Raw genomic sequence first — 18,125 nt, 5'->3', positions numbered from 1 at the left:
GGCATGAGAGGTTTACTGTTGGCGCTCAAACTGAGGGGGCATGTTTGTTAAATGCCGTTCCCAATTTATCAAATTATTGAAAGTTTGTTTAGTGCAATTTAACTTGATAGTTTTATAAATTTTGCATGAGAAAGAGTCAAAAGATAAAAAGCCTTAACATGAGCGACGTAAATGTAAAAATTACCGCTCTAAGGGCTTTTCTTTTGGTCCTAAAACCATTAGCCTTAGGACCACTAAAAGTAATAATTACGAATTTGAATGGAGTAGTATTATGGCGGAGCAACAAGTGCAGCCTTTACACAACGAGAAGCATGCCAACATCAAAGTTAAAAATGGCATCAATGTTGAATTTTTAAAATCACAGCACCTTATCCCAGTTGTTGCACATGAGTTTGCACGCGTAGCGACTGAATTCCCAATGGCGTTTGTTAAGAATACTGAATCTGGTCAATTCCAAGCAGTCGCTTTATTCGGTTTAGAGCCGGGTGAAAACCTATATGTTAAAGACGGCAAGTGGCAGGCAGGTTTCGCACCGCTAGCAGCTGCTCGTTATCCTTTTGGCTTAGTTAAGCACCCTGAAGAAGATCAGTTCGGCATCGTTATCGACGAAGCAAGCCCATTAGTTGGTGAAGAAGAAGGCAACGCGCTATTTGCCGACGGTAAAGAATCAGAATACCTTCAGGCTCGTAAAGAAGCGCTTGTAAACTATGTTGAGTTTGCACGTGTAACTGAAGTATTCACAAAGTTCCTTGCTGATAAAGAGCTACTGGTACAACAGACTCTAACTGTAGATATTGCTGGTGAGAAGAAAGACATCAACGGTATTTACTTAGTAGATGAGCGTAAACTAAACGAATTAAGTGACGAAGAGTACCTAGAGCTTCGTAAGCGTGGTTATTTAGCGCCTATTTTCGCGTTCTTGACTTCAACGCATCAAGTAGCGCGTCTAGCTCGTCTTAAAGCTCAACTAACAGAAGCTTAATATCGTCAGTCCACTTTATGGGCAAGACCGAAATATAAAAACGCTTGCATCGCGAGCGTTTTTTTATGTTCTTAATTTACTCACTTCACAATCACCCCAAGAAATAACCGATGGATTGATGTCAGTACCTGGGTTATAAAGGACCATGCTGCATTTTATTCAATTCAATTCGCTCTGTTAGTTTCAATCAATCGCGCTTTAACGCAAAAGCTTGCCTAGCTGTACCTTTGCGCGCATTGTAGTGGCATTAAAAAATCCAAAAAAAGGATAAAAATGAATAACAAGACTTTATTGGGGCTAATGCTAACACTGGCTTGTTCAGGAGCCGTCGCAAAACAAGCTGAGCAACCTATCGCAATCGCAATTCATGGTGGTGCAGGGACCATCGAAAAAAGCCGTTTTACACCAGAAAAAGAAAAAGCATACCGAGCGAAGCTACGAGAAGCTGTGGAAGCAGGCTATAAAGTGCTCGAAAATGGCGGTGATAGCTTAGACGCTGTTACAAAAGCAATCAATATTCTTGAAGATTCGCCTTTTTTCAATGCTGGTAAGGGCGCTGTTTATACCTATGATGAGAGTCATGAGTTAGATGCATCTATCATGGATGGTCGGAACCGGCAAGCAGGTGCGATATCGGGTGTTAAGCATGTAAAAAATCCAATTAACTTGGCAAGAGAGGTGATGGATAATTCCGTCCACGTTATGCTCAGTGGAGAAGGTGCTGAGGCGTTTGCAAAAAAACAGGGAATTGAACTGGTCAAATCTGATTACTTTAATACCCCTGACCGATATAAATCATTACTACGTGCTAAAGAAAAGCTAAAGCAAAAAGAAAGTGGCACAAAAGACTATCAAGCTGCACATCAATCAATGCCAGTAGAGTTCAAGATGGGTACAGTAGGCGCGGTAGCTGTAGATAAAAATGGCAACCTTGCCGCAGGCACATCCACTGGCGGCATGACGGCAAAGCGTTACGGAAGGGTGGGAGACTCACCTATCATTGGTGCTGGTACCTTCGCAGATAACCAGTCTTGCGCAGTCTCTGCAACGGGTCATGGTGAATACTTCATACGTTACAATGTAGCTGCCGATATATGTGCCAGAGTTGAATACCAAAACAAATCAATCGAGCAAGCGGGCAAAGATGTGATCTTTGGGCCTATGTTCCAATCTGGTGGAACCGGAGGTGTCATTATCGTCGACAACCAAGGCAACATCAGTATGCCATTTAACACTAAGGGCATGTACAGAGCCAGTAAGTCAAATTCAATGCCTACTTACGTCGGTATTTTTAAGTAAAACTAATCGGTTACTGATTCTTAGGCAAATTTATCAACGCAGCTACTATTATAAAAGTAGCTGGCGTTTTATTTGGGGGAATAAATAATGCAATCAGTTAAAGTAGCGGATTATCTAAATCACAGACCAGTCACATTTAGCGCGAATATGCGTATTGAAATGGCAGTTGAGAAACTTTTACAAAGCGGTCAATCAGGTGGGCCTGTATTGGACGACAACCACAAAGTAATCGGTTTTTTGTCAGAACAAGACTGTATTAAAAAAATGTTAGAGGCGACTTACCAAAACGAATCGCACAGCATAGTGTCAGATGTGATGAATAAAGAGCCTGTGTGCGTTCTGCCCGAAGACAGCATACTGCAAATTGCTGATAAAATGTCAAACGACAAACCTAAGCTATATCCTGTATGTGATGAGGACGGGCGGCTAATCGGCGTGATAACGCGTGCTCACGTCTTACTCGCTTTTGATAAACATTTACATGACACCTATGAATCTGGGAACAGATTTGTTTAAAAGTCTGTTTTTACTTGGGTAGAAGCGTGAGGTTTTGATAAACTACGCGGCGATTTTGGAATTTTCAAGGTGTCGTGTAGTGGACTTAAAGTCGTTGTATTCAGATATTCCTTTTTGTTTGAAGAAGGATCAGTTTTTATTTAAGAAACGTCTTCAAGGTGTGAAAAAAATCACTGATCAGAAAAAACAGCAAAAGGTTGTTGCTCAGATCAGTGAATCCATTGCGCGCAGTCAACAGTTGAAAACTCAAAGGCAAGAAGGTTTGCCACAGGTTTCTTACCCAGAATCGCTACCAGTTAGCCAAAAGAAAGAAGACATTAAAGAGGCTATCGCCAACAACCAAGTCGTTATTGTTGCCGGTGAGACTGGCTCAGGTAAAACAACCCAACTTCCTAAAATCTGTTTAGAGCTTGGTCGTGGGATTGACGGGTATATCGGTCATACGCAGCCTAGACGCCTTGCCGCACGCAGCGTGGCCAATAGAATTGCTGAGGAAGTCGGATGTGAGCTTGGTGAAGAAGTGGGTTTCAAAATCCGTTTTAGTGATCAGGTGTCTGACAAAAGCTACATAAAATTGATGACTGATGGTATTTTACTTGCCGAAATACAACAAGATAGATTCCTCAATCAATATGACACCATCATTATTGATGAAGCGCATGAGAGAAGTCTAAATATTGATTTCATTCTGGGCTATTTGAAAAACTTACTGCCGAAAAGGCCAGATCTTAAAATCATAATTACGTCTGCAACGATAGACCCAGAAAGGTTTTCGAAGCATTTTAACGACGCACCTATTATTGAAGTCTCTGGTCGAACGTTTCCAGTAGAAGTTAGATACAGGCCTGTCGTTGATATTTCAGGTGAACAAAGCGAAGCTGAAAACGATCAACTTCAAGGTATATTCGATGCGGTAGATGAGCTTTGTGACGCAGGGCCCGGCGATATTTTGATCTTCATGAATGGTGAACGTGAGATCCGAGATACAGCAGATGCGCTAAGTAAGCGTAACTTAAAAGGGGTTGAGATATTACCGCTGTTTGCTCGCCTTTCCAATGCTGAACAAAACCGTATTTTTGCTCCGCATAGCCATCGAAGAATTGTGCTTTCTACTAACGTCGCTGAAACGTCTTTGACAGTACCGGGTATCCGCTATGTTATCGATCCAGGCACAGCGCGTATTAGCCGCTACAGCTACCGTACCAAAGTGCAAAGGCTACCTATTGAAGCGGTATCTCAAGCAAGTGCAAACCAACGAATGGGTCGATGTGGTCGAGTCGCAGCGGGTATTTGTATTCGTTTATATTCCGAGGAAGACTTCCTTTCTCGCCCTGAGTTTACCGATCCTGAAATTCTACGAACCAACTTAGCATCTGTTATTTTACAAATGTTGGCGTTGGGGCTTGGTGATATTGCCAAGTTTCCATTTGTTCAAGCACCTGATAACAGAAATATCAAAGATGGTATGTCATTACTTGAAGAACTCGGTGCTGTGAAAGCTGCTAGCCGTAGAGAAAACGCGACGCTCACGCAGTCAGGTCGCAAGCTCAGCCGCTTACCAATCGATCCGCGTTTGGCCAAGATGGTACTGTCTTCGGTCGAACAAGGTGCGTTAACCGAAGTCATCATTATTGCTGCGGCGCTTTCAATTCAAGATCCTAGAGAAAGGCCGCAAGAAAAGCGCGGCGCGGCAGATGAAAAACATGGCCGTTTTGATGATCCTAACTCTGATTTTATGGCGTTTTTAAACCTCTGGCAGTATTTGGAAGAGCAGCAAAAGTCACTCTCAAGAAGTCAGTTTAGAAAGTTATGTCAGAAAGATTTCTTAGCTTATATGCGTATTCGTGAGTGGCAAGACATTGTTTATCAGCTGAGTACTGTTTGCGATGAGATGGACTTAAAAGGTTCTGGAAACGAAGCCAGTTATGAGGCGATTCACCAATCGTTACTCAGTGGCATGCTGAGCCATATTGGTGTTAAAGATGAAAAGCAACATTATAAGGGTGCAAGGAATAGTATTTTCCATGTTTTTCCTGGCTCAGGCTTGTTTAAAAAGAGCCCAAAATGGTTAATGTCAGCAGAGCTTGTAGAGACCAGTAAACTGTACGCAAGGATTAACGCTAAGATTGACCTAGCTTGGGTGTCTTCACTGGCACAGCATTTGGTTAAACGTAGCTATAGTGAGCCGCATTGGGAGAAGAAACAAGGCGCTGTGATTGCGTTTGAACAACAGACGTTATATGGCCTGACTATCGTATCTAGAAAGCGCACGGTGTATAGCCAGATTGATCCCGTTATTAGCCGTGAGTTATTTATCAAAGAAGCGTTAATTGGGCAGCAATTAGGGCAAAAAGCTCAGTTTTTAGAGTACAACCAAGCGCTCATTGAAGAGATCCAATCCTTAGAAAATAAAGCGAGACGCAGAGATATTTTGGTTGATGAACAGCAGATGTTTGAGTTCTATGAAGAGCGAATTCCTGCTGATGTAAACAACCGCGCAGCTTTTAACAACTGGTGGAAAAAGCAAAGCGATAAACGTATGTTGCATATGGACCGCGACGCACTCATGCGTCATGGCGCTGATAAAGTCACGGCGTTTGACTACCCTGATACATGGCAACAAGGCAACTTAACGTTAGCATTAAACTACCATTTTGAACCTGGAAAAGCCGTCGATGGTGTATCTGTTATTATTCCACTGGCATTATTGAACCAAGTTCAAGCAGAGGGGTTCGACTGGCACATACCTGCGTTACGACATGAATTGATCTGTGCGTTAATCAAGAGCTTACCCAAAAACTTGAGAAGAAACTTTGTGCCAGCTCCTAACTATGCAGATGCTGTGCTCGCTTCAATAGAGCCATTGCAAGGACCTTTATTAGAAGCACTTGCGATACGATTACTGCGTATGACGGGTGTAAAAGTACAAGCAGATGATTGGGACTTGTCCTCGTTAGAAAACCATCTAAAAATGCAGTTTGAAATCGTTGACGATACAGGGAAAGTGTTAGCTCATGGGTTTGACCTCAATGCCTTGAAAGAAAAACTTCAAGGTAAGGTGTCGCAAACCTTATCCAAAGTTGCCGAAAAGGGCATTGAGCAAGAGGACATCACAGAATGGAAGTTTGGTGAACTGCCTAAAGAATATACTAAGAAGCAAGGCGGCTATGAAATAAAGGCGTTTCCTGCTTTAGTAGATAAGAAAGACAGTACCGCAATTGCTTTATTTGACCATCCAGACAAAGCGAGACAGGCACACCTGCTTGGGTTGAGAAGGCTAGTCTTACTGAATATTCCTTCTCCAGTGAAATATTTACAACAACATCTGCCCAACAAAGCGAAATTAGGTCTATATTTTAATCCGTTTGGAAAAATTCATGATTTAATTTCAGATTGCACGGCTGCAGGTGTAGATAGCCTGTTAGGTCAATTTGAAGCGATTAGAGATGAAAATGAATTTGAGCGGGCCAAAGAGCATATTCGTGGTGAACTAGGCGATAAAGTTGTTGAAATTGCTTCACAGGTTGAGCAAGTTTTAAGTATCGCACACGCGGTCAACAAACGTATGAAAGGGCGTGTGGATCTGACGATGATCACAGCACACGGCGACATTAAAACACAATTAGAATCATTGATTTTTAGAGGTTTTGTTAGCGCTCATGGTGCTGACAAAATGACAGACTTATTGCGATATCTGAAGGCAATTGAAAAACGTTTAGAAAAGTTACCAGTGGACCCAAACCGAGATCGGTTATGCGTTTTAGAAATCGAAAAGGTGTCTGAGCTGTACTTGCAAAAATTCAACAAAGTACCGAAAGGCATGCCAGTACCTCAAGAATTATTGCATATTTTTTGGATGCTGCAGGAACTTAGAGTCTCATTATTCGCTCAAACGTTAGGTACACCTTACCCAATATCGGCTAAGCGTGTTAGTAATGCGTTAAATGAAGTGGATTTATAGGAATTGACTTGCATTTTGCCTTGAGACAATTACCTTAATAAGAGGATATGATTTTTTGGATTGTGAGAAGGAAGCGGCATTGACTATGTCCACGCAGCAAAGACGGAGTAGAACACCGCACGTACTGGTTGTTGACGATGAATATTTCAATTATGAAATGTTATCAATGGCCTTGTCGGATGCGTTTAAATTCAGTTATGCGGAATCAGGGTTAAGTTGTTTATCTAATGCAATAGCAGATCCACCGGATGTCATTTTGCTCGATGTTTGTATGCCGGGCCTTGATGGTTACGACACATGTCGTATGCTAAAAAACACACCTGAGACCAAAGATATTCCAGTTATGATGGTATCGGGTTTAGAGTCTGAACAGGAAAAGCAAGCAGGGTACGAAGCAGGTTGCGATGAATATGTAGTAAAGCCATTTGCGATGCAATCTCTTTTGGAAAAAATAAAAAATATGGTCTAGGAGTTCACTATGATCCATGAAGACAAACGTCGCTTTATGCGTATGATGGTTAATGCGCAAGCAGAATTAACAGTTAGCCAAACTGGTGAGAAAATTGTTGGGGTGTGCCAAGATTTAAGTGCAACGGGGCTCTCTGTTGAAATCGATAGTCCACTCGAAGTGGGAGAGTTGACCACTGTGTTTATTAACAGCAAGAGCGCAACAATCCCGCCATTTAATGCTAATGCGAAAGTCGTTCGCTGTGGCAGCAATGAGAGCTCTCCTGACTCTTATATCATTGGTCTTGAAATCGTACAGATTAACTAAATCATTAATTATAAAGCGAGCCTAGGCTCGCTTTATAATTCAGTAACTTCCACGGTTTTTGCACATTTTTGGTAAATAATGTGATCAGCTTATCCGATATTTGTATGTAAAGCTGCCACTCCCCGTGGGTAGAACCGTCAATATATTCTATAGAACCTAACATGGAACAACAACTTGCGACGAAAAAGGTAAGCACTGGTACCAAAACCATTTTGTTTGATAAGAATGGAGTTGCGATGAGACTTACCCTACGAAGAAAGTTGCTTGCCATTTTACTATTGGTGAATGCAGTTTTAATCTCAGCTGTCTATTATGCTAACCAGCTAGCGTTTGAAAAGAGCTTTCGCGAATATTTACAAAATAGTAGCCGAGCTAAACTATCAGCTATCATGCCAACCGTAAGAAACAATTTTGATTTATATGGCGATAGCTGGGTCTCAAGACACAACCCTCTATGGCCTAGACTAGTTGGTGAATTTGAAGGCCGCTCTGAAGCCGAAATTGAACAGATGGTCAAAAAGCCTAGAAGAGGGCCGCCACAGCACCACGGAAAAGAACGACGCGGTGAAGGCAAGCCGACCAGAGGGCCAGAAGGAAGAGAGGGCCGACCACCAAAACCCAAACCCCCCTCTCAAGCAAGATTAGTGTTTAAATCTACTCGTGACGAAATGCTTGTGGGGCGGCCCAAATCAAAGAAAACAGCACTTTGGATGGCAGTGCATCAAAATGCAGATAACTCAGGCCCATTACTGGGTTATATAGGCATTGCGAACGGTATGGAGATAAGCAACTCGCTAGACGCGCTGTTTGCAAGCCGCCAACAACATTGGTTTTTAGGTATTGCAATTGTTGCGATGCTTGTCAGTAGTTTGTTAGCTATTCCATTCAGTCGGTTTTTGGTTGCCCCTGTTTTATCCCTAAGAAGTGCTGCTAAAAAGATTGCTTCAGGGGATTACAGACGGCCTTTTAAATCACACAGCAAAGACGAGTTAGGCTTATTAGCGCGAGATTTGAATACTTTGGCATCCACACTTGCTGAAAATCAACGGTCACGTCAGCAATGGATAGCGGATATCTCACACGAGCTAAGAACGCCCATTGCAGTGTTTAAGGCAGAATTGGAAGGGATGATAGACGGAATTATCGAGACTGATGAAGAGCAATTGAATTCGCTTTACGACGAGATAAACAGGCTTACTAAGTTAGTTGATGACTTACATCAATTGTCTATGTCGGATCGAGGCTCGCTCAGCTACAAAATGGCAGATAGCGTGTTGTCGGATATCATCCAGCACACATTTGATTCACATGCAGCGATGCTCAAAACCAAGCATTTTAAGTGGTCTATAACGGGTGACGTTAACGTTGGCTTGAGCTGCGATGAAACTCGCTTGGCACAGCTCTTCAATAATCTAATGCAAAATACATTGCGCTATACAGACTCAGAGCAGGAGCAGCCAGGTGTTATAAATGTGCATGTACGACGTAGCAATGGCAACGTGTGTATTCAGTGGCAAGATAGTAGCCCAGGAGTAGAGGAAGATTTACTCCCTAAACTGTTTGATAGATTGTACAGAGTAGACCAAGCGCGAGATCGTGCATCTGGAGGATCTGGGTTGGGGCTTGCAATCTGCGAGAGCATTGTTAAAGCGCACAATGGTGAAATAATCGCGTTAGCCAGTGAATTTGGGGGAGTTAAATTCGAAATTACGCTGCCTATTAAATAACATACTCATTTGCCATAAAAATGATTGGTAAATAAGTTAGCCACAGATACATAATGCGAAAATCAACAATGTGAAGTAAATAAACGATTAGGGTACGAGCATGAAAAAACAAAAAGTATTAATTGTTGAAGATGAAGAAAAACTCGCAAAAATTTTAGGTAAGTACCTTGAACAAGCAGGATACGAATATGACATAGTCATGGATGGTGCCCATGCGATGAAACGTATTTGTACTTTTTTACCTGACATTATTCTATTGGACTTAATGCTGCCTTCAGTAGACGGCATTCAAATATGCAGTGAAGTCCGTAAGGACTCAGCGGTGCCAATCATCATGACCACGGCCAAAGTTGAAGAAATCGACAGGCTCTTAGGCTTGGAAGTGGGCGCTGATGACTATGTATGTAAACCTTACAGTCCTAAAGAGGTGGTTGCGAGAGTTAAAGCGGTACTTAGACGTACAAGCGGCTCAGGGCCTATACAGACCGGACTTCATTTAGACGAAGAGACATTATTTGTTAATTATGCAGGTAATCGAACAGACCTAACTCATGTGGAGTTTATGCTATTACAAACGATGTTTAAGCACCCTGGTCGAGTTTACAACCGAGCTCGTTTAATGGACTCCATTTACGATGATGATCGGGTGGTCAGTGATAGAACAATTGACAGCCATATCAAGAAGATCCGCAAGAAACTTCATGATATCGCACCTGATTGTGAATTTATTCATTCGATCTATGGCGTTGGATATAAGTTTGAAGTGTAAATAGATGACGTGTTTAGTACCTTGGCAAGCACAGTTTTGTCAAAATTGGCAGTTACCTCCCCATTATGTAACGCAAGTCTCTGCGGCATTGTCTTGGCTAGATAACACGCTGGGGGAGTTGAATAAACCTTTTATTATTGGCGTGTCGGGATGCCAAGGAAGCGGTAAGTCTACACTGTCTGCTTATATGGTCGCCTATCTAAGAGAACATGGTTTGCGTGCAGAGTCTGTTTCGATTGACGACTTTTATCTCAGCCAGAGTCAAAGAAAGGCCTTAGCAAGCAATTATCATCCCGCGTTTGAAACGCGCGGGGCACCGGGCACACATGATATCAGGGCTGCTATAGAGGTGCTCCAAAGCTTTAAAAGCAATCAACCTTTTGTACTTCCTCGATTTGATAAATCAACGGACAACCCATTTCCTGAGTCTGATTGGACGACGGTGAGTAGTCCGATTGATGTTTTGATAATTGAAGGGTGGTTTCTGGGTATCCCAGCTCAGCCACAGGCACTTTTAGCCGATGCTTGTAATCAGTTTGAAGCACATCAAGATGCGACGTCAGAATATCGAATGCAGGTAAATGAGTTTCTCGCTTTAGACTATCAGTGTTTATTTGGTTTGTTCGACAAATTACTATTTTTAAATGGTAGGAGTTTTGAACATGTGTATAACTGGCGATTGGAACAAGAGCAAAAGTTAGTCATGAAAACAGGGAGGGGGATGGATCAACATCAAGTGCAAGCGTTTATCCAATTGTACCAACGTTTAACGCAATGGGGGATTGAGCAGCTTCCCAAACTATGTGATTTAGAGTTGGTGCTAGATGCAGAGCGGAATGTAACAGCTATTTTTGATGGCAACAAAAAAGGCGCTAGATAGCGCCTTTTCTATACTTGAAGCTGATTAGCTATCAATTAGGTCTTCAACACCTACGATTAACCAAGGAGCATCACCCTGCGTTTTACGCTCTAGGTGCCAAACTTCGTGAATTGGCTCTTCTTGCATATCACCTTGGTCACGGTATTTTCCTCGGAACATCACGCTGATCTCCCATTTGTCAGCACTCACGTCTGCACGGGCAAGTTCAGCATCAACAAACATAACTTCCGTCGCAACATCACCTTGTTGCTCTCGCTCCTGACGAAACTCTTCAACTAGCGCTGGGCTTAAGTATTCAGCCATTGTCGCGTAATCTTTTTTGTTCCAAGCAGTTTGAATTGTTTGATAATGAGAACGTGCTCCCTGTAAGAAACCATTTACGTCAAAATCGCGCGGTAAATTGAAAGGTACATCTTGCTGAGTACCAAATCCACCTGCGTTTTGGTTCGCTTGAAATTGTTGTGGTTGGGAGAATGGTTGGCTCTGAGGCTGCTGACTGAAGTTATTTGGTGCACCAGCCATTTGAGGCTGCTGCTTTTTACTCATAAAGCTCTTTATAACTTTGAACAATACAAATGCAGCAACTGCCAATAAAATCATTTCTAGGAATTGGAAGCCTTCAAAGTCGTCACCAAGCATGGCTGCAATTAAGCCACCTGCTAGTAGGCCACCTAATACACCTGCCATAATGCCTTTTTTGCTTGATTTTTTCTTAGCACCTTGCTGAGCCGCAAGAGATTTAGTATCTACTTGCTTTTTCTGTTGAACAGTTGATGTTTGATGCGTTTTGCCTTTCTTTTTACTGCCAAACTTTTTACGAGCTTCAGCGTCAAAAGCGGTTGCAAACAACATCGAAACGATAGTCAATAAAACAAAAAATTGTTTCATGGTTTTCCTCTAAGTTTAATTACTGCCAATCATTTTAAATAAAATAACGGATGAAATGAACTAAAATAGGTTGGTTTTAGGAACAAATAAGGCGCTTAGTGCGCCTTATTTTTATAGCCAGCGTAAGGAGTTGTTGACTTCACCTTGATATTTTTCAATAGGTGTTCCAACATTCGCGACTAATATTGTGTCTGCATGCTTGCCTTTGTTAATTGAACCCGCAAATCTTTCATCATTAAAATGAGATTTACCGTCTCTGTAATCATTGCTGTCGCTCGGTACTATGAATACGGTCATAGGGCCATGCTCAGATTGAAAAATCAGATGTAAGCTTCTTTGACCTTTGAAGTTACAAAATGTCGCATACGTCACTTTACCAGGCATGGCTTCTAACTTACCGCCCAGCATAGCCAATTTTTCATTGACCACTTGTAACGTTACTTCTTTGTTTAGTCGAAGTGCACTTTCTTCATAATATACATGCTCTAATGCGTGCTCACCGGCGTGAAGCGGCGCGTGAACAGCAGAACTGAAGTAGACCAAAACGGCCAACATAACAGATGCTGCAGACGCTATGGGTACCGAAAAACGTCTATACCAAGCGATATTGACGACTTTAGCTGACGACTCTGCTGGCGTTTCTTTAACTTGTGCCAGCAGTTTTGCTTGTAAGCCATCGGGGACTGGTACATTAAACGCATCGCCTAGCATAGCGTCAAAGTCTTGTGCTTCATCGACTAACCGCTGCTTTTCAGGGTCACTCTTGGCTTCGCGCGCTAGTTGTTCATCGTTTGGATCGGCGAACAGGCGACGACGAAATTCTAAATCATCCATCAGTTTTATGCCCCCTTTGCTGATTCATTCACGTTGGTTAATGCCTCTTTTAGCTGATTTCTCGCTCGATACAATCTAGTCATGACTGTGTTTTTGTTTAACTCCAAAATTTCTGCGATTTCATCACCTGAACAACCCATGACAACCTGTAATAACAGGGGTTCACGATATTCAGGTGCTAGCTGGCTAATCTGTCTTTGCACGACTGTTTGTTCCATTTCATCATCTAAGGACGTGCTTTTCGTATCCTCAAGCGTATCGTGCTCAACATCCGCATAGTCAAATTGTTTTCTTTCAAAGCGACGAGCATTTTCTCGTCGCAAAATAGTTAATAACCAAGACTTGGCAGCTTTTTCATCTTGCAAAGCGTCCAAAGAGCGCCATGCACGTAAAAAAGTTTCTTGAACCAAATCTTCTGCAATAGTTGGATCTTGGCACAACCAATAAGCAAAGCGATAAAGCTCTGTATGGTAGACCTGTACCAACGATTCATAACGTTTTTGTTTTTGGGTCATGCTAACTAGACCTTGTCTTTAGCAATATTATTTCACTTTTCGCCATATTATTTTAATACAACTGCTCTAGACGATTCTGAGTGCCTGATTTAACACGCTTTTCAGCACTTATTATTTTTTTGTACAGCGAGAGAGTATCTACATCAGATTCGTTTGCACTATAAAGGGATGCTTGCAATTTTGCAATTTCGTCCCTGATTTCGGTGTCTTGCGCATTAAGCCAAGACTTAATAGTCAGTTGCTGACCTGTTTCTACATATTTTCTCAGTGACTTGTAAAATGCACTCGCATCACCTTGCTTAGCGGCCAACGATAGATCTTTTACCAAAGCTGAAGTATCCACTTCGTGCACTTTGCTGTTATGCGTAGGCGCAAGTTTTGGCTGTTTGCGAGACTTAACAAACCAAATAACCATTGTAATAACCCACAGTATGTAGCCTAAAGCCGAGATTGCCCAGTCGATGGCCGATTTTTCAGCGTCTTTGTATATGATTTTTGGTTCGACTGTCGCTTGAATTTGCTCATTGCCTGTAGATGTTTGAGGCAAGGCCGAGTGATTTGGTAGTTGAGGCTGATTTGGATCTGTGATTACCTCTATTGTACGTGCAGGGAGTGTCGCGTATTGAACTCGGTTAATAACGGTATTAAACCAAGGAAGCTTAATTTCTGGCAAAGTATACACGCCCGGCTTTTGTGGCAGGATTGCGTATGAGGCAACAAGCTGAGATATAACTCGCCCATCCCGTGCCATTTGGTTTCTATCTGTCTCATCCGGGTAAATTCTAAAACCATCAACATTGGGTACATCAATATCAGGCATTTGCTCTTTAGTGATCCCAAGTGCTGTAAGCGTGAAAGTACGTGTGATAGGAGAGCCTACAATCACTTTATTATCGCTCGGCTGCCACTCTTCAGCTAAATTAACTAACTCACTGGGTAACCAGTCACCACGATAATCACTTGGTATTGGTTTTACTTCTACATCTATTGTTTCGCCAATCGCGCTCATTGCCATACGACGATAACCTTCTCGAACTTGGCCATTAAACACGGGTGGATCGATGCTATATGTGCCACTTTTTTGAGGTTGGATTAGGTAGTCTCTGGTTATCACGCGATAGCGTCGGCCCTCAACAATTTCGTAATCTTCTTTTTGTTGACCCATCGCCGTCAAAGTCGCATCAGTCATCACCGGCTCACTGAGCTGTGCTTCAATTAAATCCTTACCAATGTAAAGCTTCATCGTGTACAGCGCCGCCTGCTGTACGTAAAGAGACTGAGGCTCCAAACTTACTTTAATGAACACGTCTTTTTGTTCACTGGCATCTTGATCACGCGCAACAACTTTAATATCAATTGGTTGGCTTTGCTGTCCTGCGACTTCAAAAGAGGGGATTGTAAAATCACCTGCACGTCTCGACATAACCTGCATTTGCCAGGTTGTTGCGCTGCTCATACTTCCGTTGATAATTTGCGTACGCGAGCTTGTACTGATCGGGCCGGTAACAAAACGTTGGGATAGAGCAGAGGTGTCGGGCATTTGACCAGAGACCTTCCCATTGGCTTCGATAGTTAGAGTGAAGTACTCTCCAACTAACACGGGATTTTTATCGACACTCGCAGTGAGCTTGTCAACAGCCCAAGCGGGTAGTGCGAGCGCAAAGATTAAAACATAAATAGCATTTCGCATTACCATGACTTTTCTGCTCCTATCGGTTGTCTTTGTTGTTGTCTTTGTCTTGATTCTAAAAGCATTTTATTTTTCAAGAGAATGGCCGGATCATCAGGTACTCGGCGTAAAAGTTGATCTAGTTGCTGTGCCTTTTCTTTTTCTTCAGGGGTTAATTCTCTCATTTGGGCTTGAGCTTGTTGCTCATTGAGTCCCGCTTCATTTTGTTGCACTTCATCGCTCTGCTTTGGCTGTGCCGCTTGCTGTTCTTGAGACTGTTGCGCTTCTTCACCTTCTTTATTAGCCAGTTCGGGCTGATTTTGATTATCTTTATTTTCTTGTTTATCCCCATCAGCATTTTGAGACTGGTCACTTTTTTGCTCTTCAGACTTATCGCCTTGAGCGTCATTATTCTGAGAATCTTGCTCACCTTGCTGATCAGAATCGGACTGAGACTGATCTTGTGATTGCTGCTCTCCGTCTTGTTGATCCGACGATTGCTGGTCCTGTTGTTGATCGTTTTGATCAGAGTTTTGTTGATTCTGTTGCTGCTCTTTGAGCTGTTCTACCAAAGCTTTGTTTTGCGCTGCCTGTTCAAAATCTGGATCCATCTCGAGTGCTTTATTATATGCATCTACCGCCTCATCCAACTTACCAAGGTGGGCAAGTGCATTGCCCAAATTGTATTGGCCAATCGATGAATTGGTATCTTTTAAAGTTTCAGCTGCCTGCTCAAAATTGCCTTGTTTATACAAAGCAGCCCCTTTTAAGGTCGGGTTGTTTGCTGAACTTGCCCCTTCAAAATCCTGTGCTTGATAGGCCGAAAGGGCATTTTGGTCAGTATTTTTAAACCAAGATTGCCAATCTGCGGCATACGTAGGCGTACTGGGAAGGTATGCGAACAGTGTTAAACTTAACGCTAAAGCCCCTTTTCTAAAGCACATTAAGGCCAGAGGTAAGATAATAAACATAAGATACTTACCGGCATCGACACGCCATAGGGTTTCATTCGGCTGTTCAGGCTGTGCGATTTCACCGCTTTGCAAACTCGTAAACGACTGTATATCTGAACTATCAGGTGTATAGCTCGCATACTTGCCTCCCAGTCGTTGTGCTAGCGTTCTTAATCGGTCTACATACAATTTAGGGATGACAATTTGTCCATATCTATCTTTCAAAAAACCACCCTCAGGTACGCTAATTGGTGCTCCTTGAACTGTACCAACACCATAGACGTGGAGTTTAAATCCACTGTTTGACAGCAGGGACTGGATATCCGTTACCTCGTCCGTTTCGACTTCATCAGTGACTAATATAATTTCACCTTGTGAATAGTTTGCTTGCTCCAACAAAGTTTTTGCTTGGTCGATACCTGCCAATACATTTGCGCCTTTACCGGGCATAATTTGAGGGCTGATACTGGGTACCAAGTTTTCTAAGGTTTTAATGTCGCTCGTAAGAGGAGAGACAATGAATGCATCTTGGGCGTACGCGACTAGTGCGGTTTCACCCTCTTTAAACAGTTGAAGCATATCTAGCGTTTTGAATCGTGCTTGGGTCAACCTATTTGGTGCAATATCAGTTGAATACATGGAGTAAGACATATCCATGACGATAACGCGCGCTTGTTTAGCAGAGAATACAGGTACACTTTGTTTTTCGATGCTTGGGCCAGCTATCGCAAATATACTAAGCAATAAAACCAAACTTGTGAGCCACGATGATTGGCTCACTTTTTGGTCATCACTTTTTGCGAGCACAACATTTGCTAAATGCGGTGCAATAATTTGAGTATCTTGGGTATTAGAGCGCTTATACCACTGCAGTAGGCAGATTATGGCCCACGGTATAAGCAACCAAAGTAATTCTGGGCGAATAAACTGAAATTCGGTCATCTTACTTTTCTCGCCTCCATTGTTTCGCAGTGCGCATGAGAATCGCCAGTGCCCAGAGCGCAGCGGCTACGAGCAATGGAATATAGAACAGTGCGAGTTTCGGTCTGAAAGTTTCATCTTCTTCTGTGATAGGTTCAAGGTTATCTAATTCGGCATAAATTTGCTGAAGACCCTGAACGTTTTTCGCGCGAAAGTACTTTCCGCCAGTTTCATCTGCAATATGAGTAAGAGTTTGTTCGTCAATGCTGTTACCACCCATACCCCCCATGGAGAAAAAACCTAAATTTCTGCGTCCATCAGAGCCGACACCCACTGTATATACTTTGATCCCTTCTTCACGTGCGAGAATCAATGCTTCGTCCGGCTCTAGGTTACCTGCGGTGTTTCTTCCATCTGTAAGCAAAATTAAAATGCGGTTACTCTCTTCTTTTTGGCTAAAACGCTTCACGGCTAAGCCAAGTGCATCGCCAATCGCGGTCGCCCTACCAACGAGGCCAATTTGTGACTCTTGGAGCATTTGACTGACTGTATTGATGTCACGTGTCAACGGGGTTTGTAAAAACGCAGTATCTGCAAACAAGATGAGACCTAACCTGTCTCCTTGCCTTTCTTCGATGAAATCGCCAAGCACAGCCTTAACGACAGACAAACGGTCTACATAACGACCATTGTATTCCATGTCTTCTTCAGCCATAGAGTGTGATAGATCCACTGCAAGCATAATATCTCGCCCTTCACTGGGAAGCGTGATGGGCTCATCAAGCCAGCTAGGGTTACTTAATGCGGTTACGAGTAGTATCCATATCAGTATTTCTAGCCAACTCTTGGCTGTGGAAATGGGTTGAACCTCAGTACCTTTTCCACCTAATGTTGCATAGCTGGGCATACGGATTTTTTGTAACGCTTTGGCCGGCTGAGGTTTTACCTTGGCGATGAGCCAAGGAAGGGGGAGCAGTAAAAACGCTAAAGGCCATTCAAATTCAAACATCTAGGCGCTCCTTTATTTTATATGTTTTTATTGCTTCTGAGAGTTTTGGCAGTAATTCAGCACTCGAGTTTGGATTGTATAACGACACAATGTCTTGTTCTTGAAAGTTGGCTTTAGTGAGTTTATTGAGCGTCTTACACCAGTTTGCACTTGATTGAGCAGCCATGTTATTACCGTAATAGTGCTTTGTCAGTCGTTTTAGTAAGCCATGAAGGGCCAATGGGTCGGTTCTATGTTGGGCGCTTAGTTTTAAGGCTTCTCTTTTTGCAGCACCGTATTGCCAGCGGCGATAGGCTATAACAATGACGCTTATTAAAAGCAGAGAACTGAGTGCTATGAGCGCCAACATAGGCAATGAAAGAGGCCACCAAGCAACTTGCTCGGGTGGTAAAACATCATTTAGGGCATCGAGTGGAGAAGGAGTCAT

The 18,125-nt window shown here is 42.7% G+C and carries 16 protein-coding genes; 9 read left to right on the top strand and 7 right to left on the bottom strand.

Going from position 1 to position 18,125, the window contains the following annotated elements:
- Positions 1-271: 271 nt before the first annotated feature.
- The 9 genes from A7985_RS05865 (at position 272) to A7985_RS05825 (ending at position 10,909) form a co-directional block, all read left to right on the top strand.
- Positions 272-982 carry a SapC family protein gene (locus A7985_RS05865; RefSeq protein ID WP_065789480.1) on the top strand — a complete coding sequence of 237 codons (711 nt, stop codon included), beginning with the start codon at positions 272-274 and terminating at the stop codon, positions 980-982.
- Positions 983-1,282: 300 nt separating this feature from the next.
- The gene (locus A7985_RS05860; protein ID WP_256096661.1) at positions 1,283-2,281 is read left to right on the top strand and encodes an isoaspartyl peptidase/L-asparaginase family protein; all 999 of its coding nucleotides are present in this window, start codon (positions 1,283-1,285) and stop codon (positions 2,279-2,281) included.
- An 87-nt stretch (positions 2,282-2,368) separates the two neighbouring features.
- A complete protein-coding gene (locus A7985_RS05855) occupies positions 2,369-2,797 on the top strand; it encodes a CBS domain-containing protein (protein ID WP_065789478.1) in 429 nt (142 codons plus the stop codon).
- 79 nt (positions 2,798-2,876) lie between these two features.
- Positions 2,877-6,758, top strand: a complete 3,882-nt coding sequence (hrpA, locus tag A7985_RS05850) for an ATP-dependent RNA helicase HrpA (RefSeq protein ID WP_065789477.1) — start codon at positions 2,877-2,879, stop codon at positions 6,756-6,758.
- An 85-nt stretch (positions 6,759-6,843) separates the two neighbouring features.
- The gene (locus A7985_RS05845) at positions 6,844-7,227 is read left to right on the top strand and encodes a response regulator (RefSeq protein ID WP_063373982.1); all 384 of its coding nucleotides are present in this window, start codon (positions 6,844-6,846) and stop codon (positions 7,225-7,227) included.
- A gap of 9 nt (positions 7,228-7,236) precedes the next feature.
- A complete protein-coding gene (locus A7985_RS05840) occupies positions 7,237-7,533 on the top strand; it encodes a PilZ domain-containing protein (RefSeq protein WP_065789476.1) in 297 nt (98 codons plus the stop codon).
- A gap of 161 nt (positions 7,534-7,694) precedes the next feature.
- Positions 7,695-9,260 (top strand): ATP-binding protein, encoded by a 1,566-nt coding sequence (locus tag A7985_RS05835; RefSeq protein WP_256096647.1) that lies wholly within the window; start codon positions 7,695-7,697, stop codon positions 9,258-9,260.
- Between the two features lie 100 nt (positions 9,261-9,360).
- On the top strand, positions 9,361-10,029 hold the full coding sequence (locus tag A7985_RS05830) for a response regulator (protein ID WP_065789475.1): 669 nt from the start codon (positions 9,361-9,363) through the stop codon (positions 10,027-10,029).
- 4 nt (positions 10,030-10,033) lie between these two features.
- On the top strand, positions 10,034-10,909 hold the full coding sequence (locus A7985_RS05825) for a hypothetical protein (RefSeq protein ID WP_081310436.1): 876 nt from the start codon (positions 10,034-10,036) through the stop codon (positions 10,907-10,909).
- A 24-nt stretch (positions 10,910-10,933) separates the two neighbouring features.
- Here the strand turns inward: A7985_RS05825 and A7985_RS05820 are convergent, their stop codons facing one another.
- The 7 genes from A7985_RS05820 to A7985_RS05790 all read right to left on the bottom strand — a co-directional run bounded on the left by A7985_RS05820 (position 10,934) and on the right by A7985_RS05790 (position 18,125).
- On the bottom strand, positions 10,934-11,797 hold the full coding sequence (locus A7985_RS05820) for a Tim44 domain-containing protein (RefSeq protein WP_065789474.1): 864 nt from the start codon (positions 11,795-11,797) through the stop codon (positions 10,934-10,936).
- Between the two features lie 111 nt (positions 11,798-11,908).
- The gene (locus A7985_RS05815) at positions 11,909-12,631 is read right to left on the bottom strand and encodes a DUF3379 family protein (protein WP_065789473.1); all 723 of its coding nucleotides are present in this window, start codon (positions 12,629-12,631) and stop codon (positions 11,909-11,911) included.
- 5 nt (positions 12,632-12,636) lie between these two features.
- On the bottom strand, positions 12,637-13,146 hold the full coding sequence (locus tag A7985_RS05810) for a sigma-70 family RNA polymerase sigma factor (RefSeq protein WP_065789472.1): 510 nt from the start codon (positions 13,144-13,146) through the stop codon (positions 12,637-12,639).
- Between the two features lie 52 nt (positions 13,147-13,198).
- On the bottom strand, positions 13,199-14,842 hold the full coding sequence (locus tag A7985_RS05805) for a BatD family protein (RefSeq protein WP_065789471.1): 1,644 nt from the start codon (positions 14,840-14,842) through the stop codon (positions 13,199-13,201).
- Positions 14,836-16,710, bottom strand: a complete 1,875-nt coding sequence (locus A7985_RS05800; protein ID WP_065789470.1) for a vWA domain-containing protein — start codon at positions 16,708-16,710, stop codon at positions 14,836-14,838. Before A7985_RS05800 ends, A7985_RS05805 begins: the two co-directional genes overlap by 7 nt.
- 1 nt (position 16,711) lies before the next feature.
- The gene (locus A7985_RS05795; protein WP_065789469.1) at positions 16,712-17,698 is read right to left on the bottom strand and encodes a vWA domain-containing protein; all 987 of its coding nucleotides are present in this window, start codon (positions 17,696-17,698) and stop codon (positions 16,712-16,714) included.
- Complete coding sequence (locus A7985_RS05790) at positions 17,691-18,125, bottom strand: DUF4381 family protein (protein WP_065789468.1); 435 nt, start codon at positions 18,123-18,125, stop codon at positions 17,691-17,693. The genes A7985_RS05795 and A7985_RS05790 overlap by 8 nt, the downstream gene beginning before the upstream one ends.

The sequence above is a fragment of the Pseudoalteromonas luteoviolacea genome (assembly GCF_001696455.1).
Classification (GTDB): domain Bacteria; phylum Pseudomonadota; class Gammaproteobacteria; order Enterobacterales; family Alteromonadaceae; genus Pseudoalteromonas; species Pseudoalteromonas luteoviolacea_C.
This window is presented reverse-complemented; position numbering and strand designations above follow the sequence as displayed.